This is a genomic window from Billgrantia pellis, from assembly GCF_008297955.1.
Classification (GTDB): Bacteria; Pseudomonadota; Gammaproteobacteria; order Pseudomonadales; family Halomonadaceae; genus Halomonas; species Halomonas pellis.
Genome location: NZ_VTPY01000005.1, coordinates 243,290 through 262,862, shown reverse-complemented (window position 1 = coordinate 262,862; position 19,573 = coordinate 243,290). Strand labels below are relative to the sequence as shown.

The following is a 19,573-nucleotide window of genomic DNA, read 5'->3' as shown; positions in this document are numbered from 1 at the left end:
GTCAAAATGACTCAACTAAAAGCAAACCATCTTCCCTCGCTACAGGCCCTGCGTGCTTTCGAGGCCTTGGCAAGACTGGGCAGCCTGACCGACGCCGCCGATTATCTCAGTCTTACGCGCAGCGCCATCAGCCACCAACTGCGACTTCTGGAAAGCCAGCTCAACCTCCGCCTTTACGAACGACGTGGACGCGGGGTGATCCTGACTCCGGCCGGTCAGCTCTATGCCGGCGAAGTTCGCGAGGTTCTCCAAAGCCTGGAGCGGATCCACGCCAACCTGCCCGACCAGGAGTACAACGGTCATTTGCACGTTTGCATGCCGCCAGGTTTTGCGGCCAGCGTGATTAGTCGCCATATCAACGATTTCTATCGCGCCTACCCCACCATTCGCCTGCACCTCAGCACCAATCGCGAAGACGAGACGATCAATCAGCCCAACTTCGATCTCTTCGTGGTGTTCAGCGACGGCGTTCACGCCGATCAGCATGCCGAGCTGCTGGCACAGCCGATGTACCACCCCGTGTGCAGCCCGACCCTGCTCAACGAACTCGATATTACCCATCCTCGCGATCTGGATCGCGCCACCCTGCTGCACCTGCACGATGCCCACGACTGGCAGCTATGGCTGGCAGGCTTTGGCGGCAAGCACCAGCTCAAGGTGGAGTCCGGCCTGTACTTCTCGAATATCCTGCTGGTGCTGCAGGCGGCCTTGTCCGGCCAGGGAATCGCTATCGGTGACGACGTGGTATGTGGCGACAGCCTGCGTCACGGCCAGTTGGTTCGCCCCTTCGGCGAGAAGATCCCCAGCGATCGGGCCTACTATTTGGTCACGCCGCATAGCCGGCTGGAGGACCCCAACGTGCAGGCCTTCAGCGATTGGATGAAGAAACTGTTGGAGGGCTTGCTCGGCGCTTCTGCCGTGTCCAGTTGAACAATGAAGCGGCAAGAACGCTCACCTCAGGCGCAAGAAATTAACACCTCATGGCCTTTTTCACTGGTTTAAGGTGAATCTTGCACAACAATTAGAGGTGATTGCCATGTTCGACCCCTGGCGCTCCAGCCATGCGCCCGCCCCACGCCATGCCGATATCGTGCTGCAAGGGGGGAAGATCTATACGCTCGATCCCGCACGCCCCTGGGCCGAGGCGCTGGCCATGGCCGGCGGTCGCCTGTGCGCCGTGGGAAACGACAGCGCCATGCACGAGTGGATCGGCCCCGATACGCGCGTGATCCCGCTGGCCGGTCGCTTCGTCATGCCCGGCCTGCATGATATGCATACCCACCCCGATCTGGGGTTGGCCGCCAAGTACGACGATTCGCTCAAGATCGGCATCGAGGACCCCACCCCCGAGCAGGTCAAGCAGGCCATTCTCGACTATGCCACCCGCCACCCCGGCGATGGCTGGATCCACGGCGCCTACTTCGTGCGTTACACCTTCCGTCAGGCAGGGCTGACGCCAGGCCGGGAATGGCTGGATAGCTTCATCCCCGACCGCCCCGTGGCCATCCTCGACCGCATGTGGGGTACCATGATGGTCAACAGCAAGGCACTGGCCCTGGCCGGTATCGACCGCCATACTTCGGACCCGCGCAACGGCTACATGGAGCGCGACCCGCTGACCGGCGAGCCCACTGGGCTGATGATCGACGGCGCCTATGCCATGATCCACGCCGCCATGCCCCCCACGCCGGTAGAGGTGCTACGCAAGGCCTATCAAGAGGGCCTGCACTTCCAGACCAGCCGCGGCGTCACGGCAACCAAGTACGTGCATGTGTGCGAGCAGCGGTTGGCCGCCCTCCAGCAGCTCGACGATGCCGGCAAGCTCAGCCTGCGCGTGGAGGCGGCCATCAGCTGGCAGGACGATATCTTCCCGGTCAAACGACGCTGGGAGCTGCTCTGCGGCGAACGCCACTACTACGCCAGCAGCCGTCTGAGCGCCAATGCCGTTAAGTTCCACTTCGATGGCACCGTGGAGCCACGCTCCTCCTTCCTGCTCACGCCGTGGGAGAGCGGCGACGACTGGCGCGGCAAGATCAACCTCACCCCCGAACACCTGCGCGACATGCTGGTCGATATGGACCGCCGCGGCATTCGGGTCATTGCCCACTGCACCGGCGACGGCGCCTCCGACCTGTTCCTGGATGCGGTGGCGGCCACCCGGCGCATCAACGGGCCCAGCGGTGTACGCCATCAGTGCGCCCACAGCACCATCCTGCATGATGCCAACCTCGCCCGCTTCGCCGAGCTGGACGTCATCGCCGAGTTCTCCCCGGCGGCCTGGTATCCCTCGCGCTTCACCTCGGGGGCGCGAGCCGGCTATGGGCCGGAACGCCTGTCGCGGGCCTATAACCTGCGCGGCGTGCTGGATGCCGGTGGCGTGGCGGTTTTCGGCACCGATTTCCCGGTCGCCTCCATCGATCCCTGGTTGGCCCTGGAAACCCTGGTGACACGCCAGAACCCGTGGGAGCCGGGAGAAGAGCGCTTCGGCACGCCGATTGCTCTCGATGAAGCGCTACGCGTGGCCACGCTCAACGGTGCCTATGCCATGGGCCTGGAGCATGAGACCGGCTCGCTCGAAGCGGGCAAGTCGGCCGACCTCATCGTGCTCGACCACGATCCCTTCTCGCGGGAGGTGCGCGGCAATCTGCATCGCACCCAGGTCGAGATGAGCTTCCTGCAGGGCCAGCCGGTCTATGACCGCGACCGTACGTTGTCGAGCTTCGGCCTGGAGGCCACCTGGCACGGCCAGCCGCCTTCGCTGGCCTCGTGACACGCCACTCCATGCCGCTTTACGGAGTCATGACATGACTTGTGCTGAACTACTCATTCGCCTGCTGCGAGACCGCTACGGCGTCGATACGCTGTTCGGCATCCCGGGGGTGCACACCGTGGAACTGTACCGCGGGCTCGAGGCGAGCGGCGTGCGACACGTCACGCCGCGCCACGAGCAAGGGGCCGGTTTCATGGCCGATGGCTACACCCGGGCGACGGGCCAGCCCGGTGTGTGCCTGATCATCACCGGGCCCGGCATGACCAACATTGCCACCGCCATGGGCCAGGCCCTGGCCGACTCGGTTCCCATGCTGGTGATCTCCAGCGTCAACCGGCGAGATACTCTGGGCCGCGGCCAGGGCCGGCTGCACGAACTGGAGAGCCAGCGCAACCTGGTGGCAGGCGTGGCACGCTTTAGTCACACCCTGCTCGATCCCGCCGGCCTGCCCGAAGTGCTGGCCCGGGCCTTCGCCGTCTTCCAGGGCCAGCGGCCGGGGCCGGTGCATATCGAGATTCCCATCGATCTCTTCGACGCCCCCGTCAGCCCGCCCGGGGAGTGGAACGCACCGATCCTCTATCCCGCGGCGCCCGATCCCAACGGGCTGTCCCAGGCGGCGCAGTGGCTGCGTGACGCCCAGCGCCCGCTGGTGCTGCTCGGTGGCGGCTGCGTCAAGGCACCCGCGGCGACAAGGGAACTGGTCACTCGCCTCGACGCACCGACGGCGACCACCATCAACGCCAAGGGCCTGCTGGGGGAAGCGCACCCGCTCGACCTGGGCGCCAATACAGGGCTGCCGGCCATGCGCAAGCTGGCCCGTGAGGCCGACGTCATCCTGGCCATCGGCACCGAACTGGGCGAGACCGATTACGACGTGGTCTTCGACGACGGCTTCGTCCTCACCGGCCGGCTGATTCGTATCGACCTGGACGCCCAGCAACTGGTGCGCAACCAGTCTCTGTCGTTGGGCCTGATTGGCGATGCAGCGCAGGCCATGGCGGGACTGCTCGCACATTTCCCGATCCCGCTGGACAAGCAGGGTGCCACCCGCGCCCGCATGACGCGCGAGGCGCTGAATCTTGCCCAGGACCCTACCCTCGCGCCCTTCGTGCCGCTGTGCGATACGTTGCGCCAGGCACTGCCCAATGCCATCTGGGTGGGTGATTCCACGGCCCCGGTCTATGCCGCCAACCACCTGCTGTCGCTGCCGGCCCCGCGGCATTTCTTCAACGCCTCCACCGGCTACGGCACCCTGGGGTACGGCCTGCCGGCGGCACTGGGCGCCCAGCTTGGCCAGCCGAGCCTGCCGGTGATTGCCCTGGTCGGGGATGGCGGGGTCATGTTCACCCTCTCGGAGCTGGCCACCGCCGTCGAAAATCGCCTGCCCGTGGTGATCCTGCTCTGGCACAACCAGGGCTACGAGGAGATTCGTCGCTACATGGACAGTCACGGCGTCGAACGTCTGGGCGTCGATATTCAGGCGCCCGACTTCATCACGGTAGCGAAGGGATTTGGCTGCTCGGCCATTCGGATCGACTCGCCTCCCGAGCTGGCCAAAGCACTCGAGAGCCGTCCGGCCGAAGGCCCCTTTCTCGTCGAGATCGATGCCAACGCCTGGATGGCCTGGTGCCATGACAACGGACCCGCTGCCAAGGAGATAGCATGACGCCCCTGGAGCATCAATTCATCGACAATCAATGGGTCGCCTCGGCAAGCGAGCGGCGACTGCCCGTGATCAACCCCTACACGGAAGCGCTCATCACCGAGGTGACGGCGGGGCACCCTCGCGATGTGGATGCTGCCGTGGACGCTGCCCAGCGCGCCCTTCCCGCCTGGCAGGCGCTCAGTGGTGCCGAGCGCGGCCGGTATCTCGAGGCATTCGCCGAGGCGTTGGCGCGCCGGCGGGATGAGCTGGCCCGCGTGTCGTCGACCAATAACGGCAAGGTGCTGGCGGAAGCGTACATCGACCTCGACGACGCCATCGCCTGCTATCGCTACTACGCGCGTCAGGCGCTCGTCCTGGACGAACGCCAGGGCGAACGGATCCGACTCGACATGGAAGGCATCGAAGCACGCTGCTATCACGATCCCGTCGGTGTCGTCGGGCTCATTACCCCGTGGAATTTCCCGCTGGTGACCAGCGCCTGGAAAATCGCCCCGGCACTGGCGGCCGGTTGCACCGTCGTGCTCAAGCCCTCGGAAGTCACGCCGTTGCCGGAGCGGGCCATCGCCGAGATCGCGCTTGAAGCGGAACTGCCCTCGGGGGTACTCAACCTGCTGTTCGGCGACGGCAACGGCATCGGCATACCGCTATGCGCTCACCCGGATATCGACAAGATTTCCTTCACCGGCAGCAATCGTGTGGGAGAGGCTGTGATGCATGCCGCAGCCGATCGCACTGCGGGTGTGTCACTGGAGCTAGGCGGTAAATCGCCCGTGCTGGTGATGGAGGATGCCGACCCCGAACAGGCTGCGGATTGGGTAATGGCGGGAATCTATTACAATGCGGGGCAGATCTGCTCGGCGACGTCCCGCCTGCTGGTACACCAAGGTGTGGCAGAACCGGTTTACGCGGCCTTGGCCCAGCGCATCGATGCACTGAAGCTGGGTGATCCACTGGACGAGAGAACCGGCATGGGCCCCCTCACGAGCGCACGCCAACGCGACGCCGTCCGGGGCTACCTGAGTTTAGCCGATCAGGAGGGTCTCGTGGCGGTACGCGATGCGCGCCATCGTACGCTGCCCGAGAGGGGGTATTTCCTGGCCCCGACACTGTATCGCGATGTCCCCACGACCAGTCGCCTCTGGCGGGAGGAGATTTTCGGCCCCGTGCTCTGTGCACGCAGCTTTGTCGACGAAGCAGAGGCGATCGCCCTCGCCAATGACAGCGACTTCGGACTGGCCGCCACCGTGATCAGTGGGGATCCGCAGCGGGCTCGGCGTGTTGGCCGACAACTCCAGGCCGGTAGCATCTGGTACAACAGCGAGCAGTTGGTGTTGCCCCAGACCGGCTGGGGCGGTTTCAAGCGCAGCGGAATCGGTCGGGAACTGGGCCCTTGGGGCCTGGCGGCCTTCCTCGAGGTCAAGCATCTCGTGGGGCCGGTCGATCTCAGCTGAGACCAGGAAAAGGTTGGAATCCGATCCGCAGCGTTACCCAGCTCCGCCTCGGCGGCGGAGAGCCACCCCATTCGTCCCCTTGTTGCGGTAGCTTTTCAGCAGGCGCAGGCCAGCATCGCCGGGGTTGAGCCGAAAGGGCCTCATTGCGACACGACATGGCGCTTCTTCCTCGGCACGTTCGCTTGAACGTATCGCTGTCCGAGGGCAATGTTAAGCAACCGCTTGCATGCGCTTAAACACTTTCGAATTTAACTTATCGTCGCCGAGATCTAGGCTGGTCTTGAGATAATCCAAATAACAGCCACGCCAACAAAGGGTGTCGAAATGACAGTTCATGAACCTCAACACACCGCCGGCTTGAGTCAGGAGCAGCTGGACGCTTACTGGATGCCCTACACCGGCAACCGCCAGTTCAAGCGTGACCCGCGCATCATCGTGGGGGCTGAGGGCAGCTACTTCACCGATGCCGACGGCCGTCGTATCTTCGATGCCCTCTCCGGCCTGTGGACCTGCGGCGCCGGCCACGGCCGCCCCGAAATCACCGAAGCCGTGGCCCAGCAGTTACAACAGCTGGATTATGCACCGGCGTTCCAGTACGGCCATCCCAAGGCCTTCGAGCTGGCTCATCGTATTCGCGGGCTGACCCCGCAGGGATTGGATTATGTCTTCTTTACCGGCTCCGGCTCCGAAAGCGCCGATACCGCGCTGAAGATCGCCCGCGCTTACTGGCGCAAGAGAGGCAAGCCGACCAAGACCAAGCTGGTCGGCCGCACCAAGGGCTATCATGGCGTCAACTTCGGAGGCTTCAGTCTGGGCGGAATCGGCGCCAACCGCACCCTCTTCGGCCTGGGCGTCGATGCCGATCACCTGCCCCATACGCTGCTTCCCGAAAATGCCTTCACCCGAGGCATGCCCGAGCGAGGGGCCGAGAAAGCCGAAGAACTGCTGGAGCTGATCGCCCTGCACGACGCTTCCAACATCGCTGCGGTGATCGTCGAGCCTCTGGCCGGCTCCGCCGGCGTGATCCCTCCGCCCAAGGGCTACCTGCCGCGGCTTCGCGAGATCTGCGATCAGCACGACATCCTGCTGATCTTCGACGAGGTCATCACCGGCTTCGGTCGCATGGGCGCGATGACCGGAGCCGAGGAGTTCGGCGTGGTGCCGGACATCATGAACGTGGCCAAGCAGCTGACCAACGGCGCGATACCCATGGGGGCAGTGATCGTGCAGGACGCAATCTACCAGACCTTCATGGAACAGGGCGGGCCCGACTACATGCTCGAGCTGCCTCACGGCTACACCTACTCCGGCCACCCGGTGGCTTGCGCTGCGGCGCTGGCAGCCCTCGATGTGCTGGAAAACGATCGCCTGATCGACCGCGTGCGTGAGATGAGCCCCGTCTTCGAGCAAGCGTTGCATGGCCTCAAGGGGTCCCGCTACGTCAGTGATATCCGCAACTACGGCCTTGCCGGCGCCCTGCAGGTCGAGCCCTACCCCGGCGAACCGGCCCGGCGCCCTTTCGAGATCGCCATGAAGTGCTGGGAGAAAGGAATCTATGTACGCTATGGCGGCGACACTATTCAGCTCGGCCTGCCCTTCATCGTCGAGCGCGACGAGATCGACCGCCTCGTCAATGTCATTGGGGATGCCATCGGAGCGCTGGACTGACAGGTAAACGCAGCACTCGCAAAGAGAGGCAATTCCGGAAAGAAAAGCCCGGCCTTGGCCGGGCAAAATCTTCGCTTCCTTTCTTTTCCTGTCTCGAGCGTCCTGGTTGCTCGAGCGTCCCTGGGCTTGAGTCGTCCTGACTCGGTCTTCCCTGATGAGCCTCCCTGGCTCATGGTTGTAGCTTCGCAGCTATAGCAGCGCCTGTACCTAACCTGTGATAAGTGAACGCGTAAGAGATTGCCGATACGGGGTGTCATCCAGTGCCCCTTCCTCCCGTCGATGCCGGAGCGGCGAAGCTCCGAAGTAGCGCTTGTAGTCCCGACTGAACTGGGACACGCTGCGATAGCCGACACGCATCGCCGCCTGATTCACGTTGAACGCTTCCTGAAGGAGAAGTTGCTGGGCTTTGATCAGACGCAGTCGCTTCACGTACTGCAGCGGCGAGGCGTGGGCGATCTGCCTGAAATGCAGATAGAAGGTAGAGGGGCTCATGTTGGCCTCGCGCGCCATCGCCGCCACCGAGATGTCGTCCGCAAAGTGAGTATGCAGCCGGGATAACACCCGGACGATACGCGAATAGTGGCCTTGATGGCGCACCAGGGCGCGCAGCGCCGGCCCCTGTTCCCCTTTCATCGCCTCGAAGAGGATATCACGCACCCTGGCCACCCCCATCGCCGCCGCCTCCGCAGGATCGTGCAAGGCTCGCAAGAGCCGCACCACTGCACCGCGCATACCCTCGGTCATCGCTACCGACGCCATGGGCACCGGATCCGGGCCGCTCACCGCCGGCCTCGCCTCGTCCATCGCCGCCACCATTTCGCCCAGCATTGCCGGATCGAGGCGTACCGCCAAGCCCAGCATGGGCACATCACGGGTGGCCAACGTCACGCACTCGAAAGGCAGCGGCAGTGTCTGGACCAGATAATGGCCCGGACCGTAATGGATTTCGCGATTGCCGAGGTAACCGATCTTGTTGCCTTGGACAACGACGAACAGGCCCGGCTCGTAGATCAACGGCGTCCGCGGTCTGGGGCGATGCATGGCCATCAACGACACGCCGGCTAACGGAGTCTCGGTAAAGCCTTCACGTTCGGCCAGTGGGGCAAGCAGGCCGATCAGCTCATCGGCCGGGGCCAGTGATATCGTCATGGAAACTCCCATTCATCCCGCTTGCCAGACATGATGACGGCTTTTGTTCCCCATTGACGCCGATAACAACGAATTCCCCGAGAAATGAGCAAAAATCCCGTAGGAACTTGCACCCCCGCCCACGCCTTCATGACCATACTAAGCGCTCGACCCACCCCAGAAGGAGAGTGATATGAGCCAAACTCGCGCCTACGCCGCCCATGCCCCCGATCAGCCGCTGGCCCCCTATCGGTTCGAGCGTCGCCAACCGCGGCCGGACGATGTTGCCATTGAAATCCTTTATTGCGGCGTTTGCCACAGCGACCTCCACTTTGCCCGCGACGACTGGGGCATGAGCCGCTATCCCGTCGTCCCCGGCCATGAGATCGTCGGTCGCGTCATCGCCGTGGGAGATCAGGTCACTCGCTTCCAGGCCGGCGATCTCGTCGGTGTGGGCTGCATGGTCGACTCCTGCCGCCACTGCCAGCCCTGTCTTGACGGTGTCGAGCAGTTCTGCCTGGAAGGCTTCACCATGACCTATGGCAGCGACGACCGGCAAGACGGCACCTTCACCCAAGGCGGCTACTCGGACAATATCGTGGTAAGCGAGCATTTCGTACTGAGCATGCCGGACGGCATCGACCTCGCCTCCGCCGCACCCATCCTGTGCGCCGGCATCACCACTTACTCGCCCCTCAAGCACTACGGTGTGAAGACCGGCCACAAGGTCGGAGTGATCGGCATGGGCGGGCTCGGCCACATGGGGGTCAAGCTGGCCAAGGCGCTGGGCGCCGAGGTAACCGTTTTCACTCGCTCGGAGGCCAAGGTCGCGGAAGCCAAGGGTCATGGCGCCGACCACGTGGTCGTCTCCACCGATGCCTCCCAGATGGAAGCAGTAGCCGAAACCTTCGACTTCATGCTCGACACCGTGCCGGTACAGCACGATATCAACCCCTATCTGGCGGCGCTAAAATACGACGGCACCCATATCCTGGTCGGTCTGCTCGACCCCATCGAGCCTGCCCTCAATGCCTTCAACTTGGTATTCAAGCGCCGCGTACTGGCCGGCTCGTTGATCGGCGGTATCCAGGAGACCCAAGAATTGCTCGAATTCTGCGCCGAACACAACATCCGCTGCGATATCGAGATGCTGAATATTGAGAATATCAACGAAGCCTACGAGCGCATGGAGAAAGGTGATGTGCGCTACCGCTTCGTAATCGACATGGCGACGTTGAAAAGCGCTGAGCAGGAGAGGTAAGCGAAAGACCCCCAGCCGCTGGCCGGGGGCAGGCACGATGAGACGCGATATTGTGGCGAACCCGCAGGAACGCATAGCGATAAGCATCTCTCGCATCGAATTGGCCGTCTCAGCTGTAAGCTGAGCCCACCCAAAGAAAAGCCCGGCCATCAAGGCCGGGCTTCCTATCGACGCTTCCCTAAACCGCTCACCTTGGGCATCCTGCCCAAGCATCCTTGGGTGTAAGCGTTCCGTCGCTTGGCCTTCCGTGTTGGGCAATCCGTTTCCCCATGACGACAGCGTGGCACATTGGGACGGTATCGGGTTTAACCCAGGATAGGCGACAGCGTAGGAAATCTTCTTCCCAACATGTAGGAAAAAACTTACATGACGAAGCCCTCACCGCTGGCATTCGCTTCCCAGACTGTCCGTACTAGCGATCGAAGACGACCGTACGGCTGGCATGCAGGAAAACACGCCGCTCCACGTGCAGCGCAACTGCCCGGGCCAAGGTCAGGCATTCAATGTCGCGGCCCTTGGCAACCAGATCCTCGGGATAGTCGGTATGGCTCACCGGCGCCACGCCCTGGGTAATGATCGGGCCTTCGTCCAGATCATCGTTGATATAGTGGGCCGTGGCGCCAACCAGCTTGACCCCTTTTTCGTAGGCCTGGTGATAGGGACGCGCTCCCTTGAAGCCGGGCAGCAGCGAGTGGTGAATATTGATGGCACGCCCCGAGAGCCTGGCGCACATTTCGCTCGAGAGCACCTGCATGTAACGGGCCAGTATCACCAGTTCGGCGCCGCTCGCTTCGATGACCTCGCGAACACACGCCTCCTGCTGGGGCTTGGTCTCGGCCGTAATCGGTAAGTGGTGGTATGGAATGCCGTGCCACTCCGCCAGTGATGCCAGGTCGGGATGATTGGAGACGATGGCGCGTATATCGATGGGCAACTGCCCGGTGCGGTAGCGGTAAAGCAGGTCGTTGAGGCAATGGTCGGCCCTGGAGACCATGATCACTACCGGCATTCGCCGCTCCGGCGGCGTCAGCTCGAAACGCATCTCGAACTCGGCAGCACGCTCGGTGAAGCCGGTCTGGAAGGTCTCGGCATCGAAGCCGGCCTCCTCGGGCCGGAACTCGGTGCGAATGAAGAAGCGACCGCTCAGGCGGTCATCGAAGGATTGCTGCTCGGTGATATAGCAGCGCCGCTCCTTGAGAAAGCGCGTCACCACGTCAACAGTGCCCAGGCGGCTGGGGCACTGCGCGGCCATGATCCAGATGTCGTTGGGTCGGTTCATGCTGCTCTCTCCGGCGGCGAGTGGAAAAAGGTCCGAGTGGAAAAAGGGCCGGGGGAACCCCGGCCAAACGCGCCTGGCAAACGAGACGTCGAATCACCCCTCCACGCCAATGCCATACTCCGCACCGGCGTCCAGCAGCCAGCGATAGAGGTAGTCGGCGAAACTGCGTCGCACCACCAGCTCCCAACGGGTTTCCGTGGGTCGGCGCAGAATCAGACTGCTCTTGGCAAACACCGTGGTCACGCCTTTGCCCACCGGGAAAGCGTCGGGATGCACATCGTAAGGCGTCGATTTCATCAGCAACTCGCGGGCCATCTCGCCCTCGAGTTCGAGCAGTGTCTGGCCGCCGCCCACATTGACGATGGCGTAATGGGCACCGCCCAAGGCCTCGCGCAGGCGCTTCTCGAGGGCGAACTCTTCGCCCCCGGGCACGATTACGAGCCACTCGTCCGGCGAGAGCCATTGGATCGAGCGCTCGCCGCTATCGTCCTGGCTCAGGCTATTGGGGCGCGCCGGAAGACCGAGGCCGAGTACTTGTCGAACGGCGTCATCCAGAACGATGGCGCCACCGCGCAGGATCAAGTGGCCGAGCATGGCCCGCTCGCGCAGCACCGCGCGGCTGTTGGTGCCGACGTTCGGACGGCCGCTGTTATGGTAGGACCAGGCCAGCGGCGACTCGGCCGGTATTTCGGTTTCGGGGCGTACGTCGTAGACATTGGCCCAGGTCGCAGTGTAATCAGACATGCTGGCGCTCTCCCTTGGGGTCGTAGAAGATCGTACCGACAATTTCCGCCGCGTGTGTCTTGCCGTCGGCCATGGGCAGATAGACGGTCTCGCCCATGCGCTGATGGCCGCCCTTGACCACCGCCAGGGCAAAACCGCCGCCCAGCGTCGGACTGTAGTAGCTCGACGTCACGTGCCCGACCATGGGCATGGGAATGGTGTGATCCGGGTCGAAGACGATCTGGGCGCCCTCCTCCAGAACCACCGTCGGATCCTTCGGCTTGAGGCCCACTAGCTGCTTGCGGTCCGTGCGGCGAGTATCGGAGCGCGACAGTGCCCGCTTGCCGATCCATGAGAACGGTTTGTCGTAGCCAACGGCCCACTGCATCCCCAGGTCCTCGGGAGTGACCGAGCCGTCGCTGTCCTGGCCGGCGATGATAAAGCCCTTCTCGGCGCGCAGTACGTGCATGGTCTCGGTGCCGTAGGGCGTCAGACCATACTTGTCGCCGTGCTCGAACAGGGTCTTCCAGACATGCATGGCGTAGTTGGCCTGGACATTGATTTCGTAGGCGAGCTCGCCGGTGAAGGAAATACGGAACACCCGCGCCGGCACGCCTGCGACCTTGCCCTCGCGCCAATCCATGAACCGGAACGTGTCACGGTCGAGGTCGATGTCGGTGATCTCGGCCAGCAGGTGGCGTGCCTCGGGCCCCGTCACCGTCATGGTCGCCCAGTGGTCGGTCACCGAGGTGAAATACACCTGAAGCTCCGGCCATTCGGTCTGGTGCCACAGCTCCAGCCACTCCAGCACGGAAGCGGCGCCGCCGGTGGTGGTAGTCATCAGGAAGTGGTTCTCGCCCAGGCAGCTGGTAGTGCCGTCGTCCATCAGCATGCCGTCGTCCTTGCACATCAGGCCGTAGCGGGCACGCCCCACCTCGAGCTTCAACCACTTGTTGGTATAGACGCGGTTGAGAAATTCACGAGCGTCCGGTCCCTGGATGTCGATCTTGCCCAGGGTCGACGCATCGAGGATACCGACCTTCTCGCGTACCGCCAGGCACTCGCGAGCCACCGCCTCGTGCATCGTCTCCTTCTTGCCGTCGACCGACTGCGGGAAGTACCAGGGCCGCTTCCACTGCCCAACATCCTCGAATTCGGCACCGTGCTCCACGTGCCACTCGTGCAGCGCAGTATAGCGCTCGGGGTCGAACAGCTCGCGACAGTGACGGCCGACAATAGCGCCGAAGGTGACCGGCGTATAATTGGGGCGGAACACGGTGGTGCCCACTTCGGGAATCGACTTGCCCAAGCAGCGGGCGGCGATGGCCATGCCGTTAATGTTGCCAAGCTTGCCCTGGTCGGTGCCGAAGCCCATGGCCGTGTAGCGCTTGACGTGTTCGATGGATTCGAAGCCCTCGCGAGTGGCGATCTCTATGGCCGACGCGGTGACATCGTTCTGCAGGTCCACGAACTGCTTAGGCGCGCGCAGGGTCGGCTTCTCATGGGGCACCTGGTAGAGGGCGCAAGAGGGGCCATCCCGCCGAGCGTCTACGTGCGGCAGCTCCACCGCCATGGCCGACACGCCGAGCGTCTCGAGGGCCCGCGCGGCCATGGCGACGCCATCGGCCAAGCCTTCCGCCAGGTCATGAATGCCACGAGCGCTACCGGCGGCATGCACCCCTTTCACCAAGCCGGGCACGAAGCCGAGGATTGCTTCGTTCCAGGTCGGCCGCGCTCCGGTATGTGAGGCCAGATGAATTACCGGGCTGTAGCCTCCCGAGCTGGCGATAGTGTCGCACTCCAACGTCTCGGCCTGTCCGGTGACCTTGAAGGCGCCGGCGTCGATGGCGGCGACACGCGCCCCGCTGACCCGGCTGCCGCCCTTGGCCTCGAGCACCGCCGCGCCCTCGATGATGCGAATGCCGCGCTCACGCGCCTGTGCCACCAGTTCACCGTCCGGCGCAGGGCGGGCGTCGACGATCGCCACCACCTCACGGCCGGCGTCCTGCCAGTCGAGAGCGGCACGGTAGGCGTGATCGTTGGTGGTGGAGAGCACCAGCCGACGGCCAGGCACCACGCCATAGCGACGAATGTAGGTGGAGACGGCACCGGCCAACAGGTTGCCCGGCACGTCGTTGTTGCCATACACCAGCGGACGCTCGTGAGCACCGGTCGCCAGCAGCACCTGACCGGCACGCACACGGTGCATCCGCGACCGGGCGGGGCGATAACCGCCCTTCAGCGGGGCGGTTTCACCGAGATGCTCGGTGCGCCGTTCGTGGAGCGTCACGAAATGGTGGTCGTGATAACCGTTGGCGGTGGTTCGCGGCAGCAGGGTGACGTTGTCCCGGCCGGCGAGTTCCTCCAGTACCCGCGCCACCCATTGGGCGGCCGGCTGGTGATCGATCAGTTCGCGGCTGTCGAGCAACGAACCGCCCATCTCCTCCTGCTCGTCGCAGAGGATCACCCGCGCACCGCTGCGCGCCGCCGTCAGCGCCGCCGCCAGTCCGGCCGGACCAGCGCCGACAATAAGCACGTCGCAATGCTGGTGCAGGTGATCGTAGGTATCCGGATCGGGTTCCATGGGGCTGCGGCCGAGGCCCGCGCCCTTGCGGATGTACTTTTCATACGTCATCCACATGGAGGCCGGCGCCATGAAGGTCTTGTAGTAGAACCCCGGCGGCATCAGGCGCCCACCCAGCTTGCCGATCATGCCCATGAGATCGCGTTGGACATTGGGCCAGCCGTTGGTGCTGCGCGCCACCAGCCCCTCGAACAGCGCCTGCTGGGTAGCACGCACATTGGGTACTTGGGCCGCCTCGGTGCTGCCCAATTGGACCAATGCATTGGGCTCCTCGGCGCCGGCGGCAACGATGCCGCGCGGGCGCGAGTACTTGAAGCTGCGATTGACGATATCCACGCCGTTGGCCAGCAGCGCCGAGGCCAGGGTATCGCCGGCATGCCCCTGATAGCGCTTGCCATTGAAGGTGAAGCCAAGCTTGCGCGAGCGGTCGATGCGCCCACCTTCCTTGAGACGGTTGATCTGGCTCATGCCTTGACTCCTTTGACCGATGCCACTGAGGCGTTGCTGGCGCCCACGGTCTGCTGGCCGCCGCCGGCGACCTGCACGCTGCCCAGCGCTTCGCGGTTCGCCAGACTCTCGGCGGTGATCGTCGGCTGTTCGCCCATCTTGTAGGTTTCGAGAATCTCGTAGGTCACGGTATTGCGTGTGGCGTTGAAAAACTTGCGGCAGCCCACGGCATGCACCCAAAGTTCATGATGGATGCCGCGCGGGTTGTCGCGGAAGAACAGGTAGTCGCCCCACTCCTCGTCGCTGCAGGCCTCGGGATCCTTTGGCCTTTCGATATGCGCCTGGCCCTTGGGGTGGAACTCCTCTTCCTCGCGGAGCTCCTCGCAGTAGGGGCAGTAGATATGAAACATGGCAGTGCCTCCTTAGTGTGCAACCCCGGCCGCGCCGTGCTCGTCGACCAGTGCTCCGCTATGGAAACGATCGATGGAGAACGGGGCCGCAAGCGGATGGGCCTGGTTCTTCGCCAGGGTCCAGGCAAACACGTGACCGGAGCCCGGCGTGGCCTTGAAGCCGCCGGTGCCCCAGCCACAGTTGAAGTACAAGCCCTTCACCGGCGTGGCGGAGAGAATCGGACACGCGTCAGGGCAGGTGTCGACGATGCCGCCCCATTGCCGATTCATGCGCACCCGCGAGAAGATCGGGAACATCTCGACGATGGCCTGCAGGGTGTGTTCCACGGTGGGGTAGCTGCCACGCTGGCCGTAGCCGTTGTAGCCGTCGATGCCGGCGCCGATCACCAGGTCGCCCTTGTCGGTCTGGCTGATGTAGCCGTGCACGTGGTTGGACATGACCACGGTATCGAGAATCGGCTTGAGCGGCTCGGAGACCAGTGCCTGCAGCGGGTGGGACTCCAGCGGCAGGCGGAAACCGGCCATCTTGGCCAGCACACCGGAGTTGCCCGCCGCCACGCAGCCGACGGTCTTGGCCTCGATGTCGCCACGGTTGGTGTGCACCCCGAAGACGCGGCCGTCGCGAATCTTGAACCCGGTGACCTCGGTGTTCTGCAGCAGGTCCACGCCCAATGCATCGGCGGCGCGGGCGAAACCCCAGGCCACGGCATCGTGGCGCGCCACACCGGCCCGCGGCTGCCAGGAGGCACCGAGAATCGGATAGCGGGCGTTCTTCGAGCAGTCCATGATCGGCACGATCTCCTGGATCTGCTCGGGCGTGAGCACCTCGCTGTCGATGCCGTTCAAGCGGTTGGCATTGACCCGACGCTGGATGTCGCGCATGTCCTGCAGGGTATGGCCCAGGTTCATCACGCCGCGCTGGGAGAACATCACGTTATAGTTGAGATCCTGCGACAGCCCCTCCCACAGCTTCATGGCGTGCTCATAGAGCGCCGCAGACTCGTCCCACAGGTAGTTGGAGCGCACGATGGTGGTGTTGCGCGCGGTATTGCCGCCACCCAACCAGCCCTTCTCCAGCACCGCCACGTTCTTGATGCCATGCTCCTTGGCCAGGTAATAGGCGGTGGCCAGGCCGTGGCCACCGCCGCCGACGATGATCACGTCGTACTGCTTCTTGGGGGTGGGGTTGCGCCACTGGCGCTCCCAGTTCTCGTGATGGCTGAGGGCGTGCTTGGCCAGCCCGAAACCTGAATAGCGTTGCATGTTCTCTCTCCTCGACCGGCCCCGTGGGCAGGGCCGGCCCATACGGGTTCAGGCGGTAGCGGCTTCGTGCGCCGTTGCCGGGGCGGTGGCGCCGTAGACCGGGTGCCGCTCGCACAGCTCGGCGACCTTTTCGCGCACCTCGGCCTCTACGGCATCGGTGTTGCCCTGCTCGGCGAGCACGTCGAGGATGTCGCAGATCCAACCGGCAAGCCGGCCGCAGTCTTCCACCGTGAAGCCACGCGAGGTCACGGCCGGGGTACCGATGCGTAGGCCGGAGGTGACGAAGGGGCTCTGCGGATCGTTGGGCACGGCGTTCTTGTTGACGGTGATATGCGCGCGTCCCAGCGCCGCATCGGCATCCTTGCCGGTGACGCCCTGGCGGATCAGCGAGACCAGGAAGAGATGGTCGTCGGTGCCGCCGGACACCACGTCGTAGCCGCGCTCGATGAACACCGTGGCCATGGCGCGGGCGTTGTCGATCACGCGCTGCTGATACTGCACGAAGGCCTGGCTCATGGCTTCCTTGAAGGCCACCGCCTTGGCCGCGATCACGTGCATCAGCGGGCCGCCCTGCTGGCCGGGGAAGACCGCACCGTTGAGCTTCTTGTACAGCTCCGGGTCGCCATGGGCAGACAGAATCAGGCCGCCGCGCGGGCCGCGCAGGGTCTTGTGCGTGGTGGTGGTGACCACGTGGGCGTGGGGGATCGGGCTCGGGTAGAGCCCGGCGGCGACCAGGCCCGCCACGTGAGCCATGTCGACCATCAGCCAAGCACCGACCTCGTCGGCGATGTGGCGGAAACGGCGCCAGTCCACCACCCGAGAGTAGGCGGAAAAGCCGGCGATGATCAGCTTGGGCTTGTGGCTGCGCGCCAGCCGCTCGACCTCCTCGTAGTCGATCTCGCCGGTCTCGGGATTCAGGCCGTACTGCACGGCGTGATAATGCTTGCCGGAGAAGTTGGGGGCGGCGCCATGGGTGAGGTGTCCGCCGTGGGCCAAGCTCATCCCGAGCACGGTATCGCCCGGCTTGACCAGCGCCATGAAGGCGGCAGCATTGGCCTGGGCGCCGGAATGCGGTTGAACGTTGGCGTAGTCGGCGCCGAACAGGTCGCAGGCGCGCTCGATGGCCAGCTTTTCGACCACGTCGACATGCTCGCAGCCGCCGTAGTAGCGCTTGCCCGGGTAGCCCTCGGCGTATTTGTTGGTCAGTTGCGTGCCTTGGGCCTCCATCACCGCGCGGCTGGCATAGTTCTCCGAGGCGATCAACTCGACGTGCGCCTCCTGGCGCGCCACTTCCTCGGCGATGGCGGTAGCGATCTGGGAATCGAATGAGGCGAGACCGGCTTGGTTCATGACTGACTCCTGTTGTTATGACTCGTTGAATCTATCGGCAACCCGCAGGGGAGAAAAATTTGCAATCCTTATGTTCGGATAATCGCTGCGCAGAGCGCTCGACTCACCCCTGTGATTAAAGCGGAGGTGCTCGGCGAAAGATTGAATGAATGCGACAGTTTTGCTGAATGCCAGACGCGACAAGGAATGCTGACGCACCTTAGCGAGGCGTGGTCGCGCAAGCCAGCGGATAGGCGTGAAACGCACGCAAGGCGGGAAGAAGCGGCGCAGCGCTCAGACGGCGGCGCGGGACTCGATATGCAGGAAGAAGGGGTCGACCCGATCGCTTCCCGGCTCCTCAGCACGCTTGCGCATCTCCGACGGCGGCATACCGAAGGCAGTGCGGAAGTGGCGCGAGAAATGCGCCGTGTCGGCAAAGCCGCAGCGCTCACCGATCTCGGTAATGCTCTTCCCGCTGTAGTGCAAAAGCCAGAGTCCGTAGCGCAAGCGAAGATCGCGGGCGAATTTCTGCGGCCCGACACCCAAGGCTTCGCGGAAGCGGCGCTCTAGGTTGCGTCGAGACGTTCCGACCCGTTCCGCCAGCGCCTCCATGGAGATCGGTTCGCCGAGATGCTGCTCGAGCACCGCGATGGAGCGGCGGACGAGCCGATCCTCGATCTTGCCGAATACGACCGGCTGTGGCTGCGGGTGCGCGCCGGCACGGGCTTCTTCCAGCAGCATGATGCGCAGGCTCTTCATTGCCCAGGCCTTGCCCAGGTGCCGCTCGACCAGATAGGCGGCCAGGTCCGCCGCCGCCGACCCGCCTGCGCAGGTGAGCCGGTCGCCGTCATCGATAAACAGCCGATCGGCAACCGGCTCGATGGCAGGAAAACGCTGGATCATGTCGCGGTGGTGATACCAACTGACGCAGCAGCGCCGCCCACTCATGAGACCGGCCTGGATCAGGGCGAAGACGCCGGTGCAAAGCCCCACCAACGGCACCTGAGCGCTTGCTGCCTTGCCCAGGTAGGTCAGCGCCGTGGTATCGATCCGGTCCGCATCGTCCAGGACACCACCGATCACCACGATATAGTCGAACTCCTCCGGATCCCGGAGCGGCTCGCACGGCGTGATGGAGGCACCACAACTGGAGGCTGCCGGCTCTCCCGTACTGGTCATGAAGGTCCAGTGGCAGCGCAACTGACGGCTTCGATCCCCCTCGTCGGCGGCCAGGCGCAGGCAGTCGACGAAGGCGGCGAAAGGCAGCAAGGTGAAGCGATGGAGCAGAACGAAGCCGACCGATAGGGGCTCGCCCCTCAGAGGAAGATTCATGGCGGCTCCTGCGTTGCCGTGGCGGTTGTTCCGGAAGAACCGGATGGCTATCGCATCGACTCTATCGGATTCTGCAGCACAGGCAAGCCGCCATATGGCCAAGCAAGCCCGGACCACCGTTTAATAACCATCTATGAAGAAAAGTTAATGAAAGATAATGGTGCACACTTTCTGGTCATTTGAAAGGGATTTCAACTCATATTTATGTCTAATCCCGACATGGCCTATGCGATTGCTGCATAATGGTGCATCCATTATAGTG

The 19,573-nt window shown here is 63.8% G+C and carries 14 protein-coding genes; 6 read left to right on the top strand and 8 right to left on the bottom strand.

Annotated elements, in window-relative coordinates:
- Positions 1 to 6 precede the first annotated feature (6 nt).
- From F0A17_RS14440 to aptA, 5 genes are all read left to right on the top strand, one after another.
- Positions 7 to 930, top strand: coding sequence for a LysR substrate-binding domain-containing protein (locus tag F0A17_RS14440; protein WP_149329044.1), 924 nt, complete (start codon positions 7 to 9; stop codon positions 928 to 930).
- Between the two features lie 106 nt (positions 931 to 1,036).
- Positions 1,037 to 2,770 carry an amidohydrolase gene (locus F0A17_RS14435; protein WP_228716914.1) on the top strand — a complete coding sequence of 578 codons (1,734 nt, stop codon included), beginning with the start codon at positions 1,037 to 1,039 and terminating at the stop codon, positions 2,768 to 2,770.
- A gap of 34 nt (positions 2,771 to 2,804) precedes the next feature.
- Positions 2,805 to 4,436 carry a 5-guanidino-2-oxopentanoate decarboxylase gene (locus F0A17_RS14430; protein WP_149329043.1) on the top strand — a complete coding sequence of 544 codons (1,632 nt, stop codon included), beginning with the start codon at positions 2,805 to 2,807 and terminating at the stop codon, positions 4,434 to 4,436.
- Complete coding sequence (locus tag F0A17_RS14425) at positions 4,433 to 5,887, top strand: aldehyde dehydrogenase family protein (protein ID WP_149329042.1); 1,455 nt, start codon at positions 4,433 to 4,435, stop codon at positions 5,885 to 5,887. Before F0A17_RS14430 ends, F0A17_RS14425 begins: the two co-directional genes overlap by 4 nt.
- 324 nt (positions 5,888 to 6,211) lie before the next feature.
- Positions 6,212 to 7,555 (top strand): omega-aminotransferase AptA, encoded by a 1,344-nt coding sequence (gene aptA, locus F0A17_RS14420; protein ID WP_149329041.1) that lies wholly within the window; start codon positions 6,212 to 6,214, stop codon positions 7,553 to 7,555.
- A gap of 207 nt (positions 7,556 to 7,762) precedes the next feature.
- On the opposite strand, the gene F0A17_RS14415 is transcribed toward aptA, so the two are convergent.
- Positions 7,763 to 8,704, bottom strand: coding sequence for an AraC family transcriptional regulator (locus F0A17_RS14415; RefSeq protein ID WP_149329040.1), 942 nt, complete (start codon positions 8,702 to 8,704; stop codon positions 7,763 to 7,765).
- A 172-nt stretch (positions 8,705 to 8,876) separates the two neighbouring features.
- On the opposite strand from F0A17_RS14415, the gene F0A17_RS14410 reads away from it, so the two are divergent.
- A complete protein-coding gene (locus F0A17_RS14410; protein WP_149329039.1) occupies positions 8,877 to 9,944 on the top strand; it encodes an NAD(P)-dependent alcohol dehydrogenase in 1,068 nt (355 codons plus the stop codon).
- A gap of 412 nt (positions 9,945 to 10,356) precedes the next feature.
- Here F0A17_RS14410 and purU read toward each other — a convergent pair whose 3' ends face one another.
- The 7 genes from purU to F0A17_RS14375 all read right to left on the bottom strand — a co-directional run bounded on the left by purU (position 10,357) and on the right by F0A17_RS14375 (position 19,311).
- A complete protein-coding gene (purU, locus tag F0A17_RS14405) occupies positions 10,357 to 11,223 on the bottom strand; it encodes a formyltetrahydrofolate deformylase (RefSeq protein ID WP_149329038.1) in 867 nt (288 codons plus the stop codon).
- A gap of 93 nt (positions 11,224 to 11,316) precedes the next feature.
- Positions 11,317 to 11,967: a sarcosine oxidase subunit gamma gene (locus F0A17_RS14400; protein WP_149329037.1), complete on the bottom strand. Its 651-nt coding sequence runs from the start codon at positions 11,965 to 11,967 to the stop codon at positions 11,317 to 11,319.
- The gene (locus F0A17_RS14395; protein WP_149329036.1) at positions 11,960 to 14,998 is read right to left on the bottom strand and encodes a sarcosine oxidase subunit alpha; all 3,039 of its coding nucleotides are present in this window, start codon (positions 14,996 to 14,998) and stop codon (positions 11,960 to 11,962) included. The genes F0A17_RS14400 and F0A17_RS14395 overlap by 8 nt, the downstream gene beginning before the upstream one ends.
- Positions 14,995 to 15,387, bottom strand: coding sequence for a sarcosine oxidase subunit delta (locus tag F0A17_RS14390; protein WP_149329035.1), 393 nt, complete (start codon positions 15,385 to 15,387; stop codon positions 14,995 to 14,997). The genes F0A17_RS14395 and F0A17_RS14390 overlap by 4 nt, the downstream gene beginning before the upstream one ends.
- A 12-nt stretch (positions 15,388 to 15,399) precedes the next feature.
- On the bottom strand, positions 15,400 to 16,650 hold the full coding sequence (locus tag F0A17_RS14385) for a sarcosine oxidase subunit beta family protein (RefSeq protein ID WP_149329034.1): 1,251 nt from the start codon (positions 16,648 to 16,650) through the stop codon (positions 15,400 to 15,402).
- Positions 16,651 to 16,698: 48 nt separating this feature from the next.
- On the bottom strand, positions 16,699 to 18,000 hold the full coding sequence (gene glyA, locus F0A17_RS14380; protein ID WP_149329033.1) for a serine hydroxymethyltransferase: 1,302 nt from the start codon (positions 17,998 to 18,000) through the stop codon (positions 16,699 to 16,701).
- 273 nt (positions 18,001 to 18,273) lie between these two features.
- Positions 18,274 to 19,311 (bottom strand): GlxA family transcriptional regulator, encoded by a 1,038-nt coding sequence (locus F0A17_RS14375; protein ID WP_149329032.1) that lies wholly within the window; start codon positions 19,309 to 19,311, stop codon positions 18,274 to 18,276.
- Positions 19,312 to 19,573 lie beyond the last annotated feature (262 nt).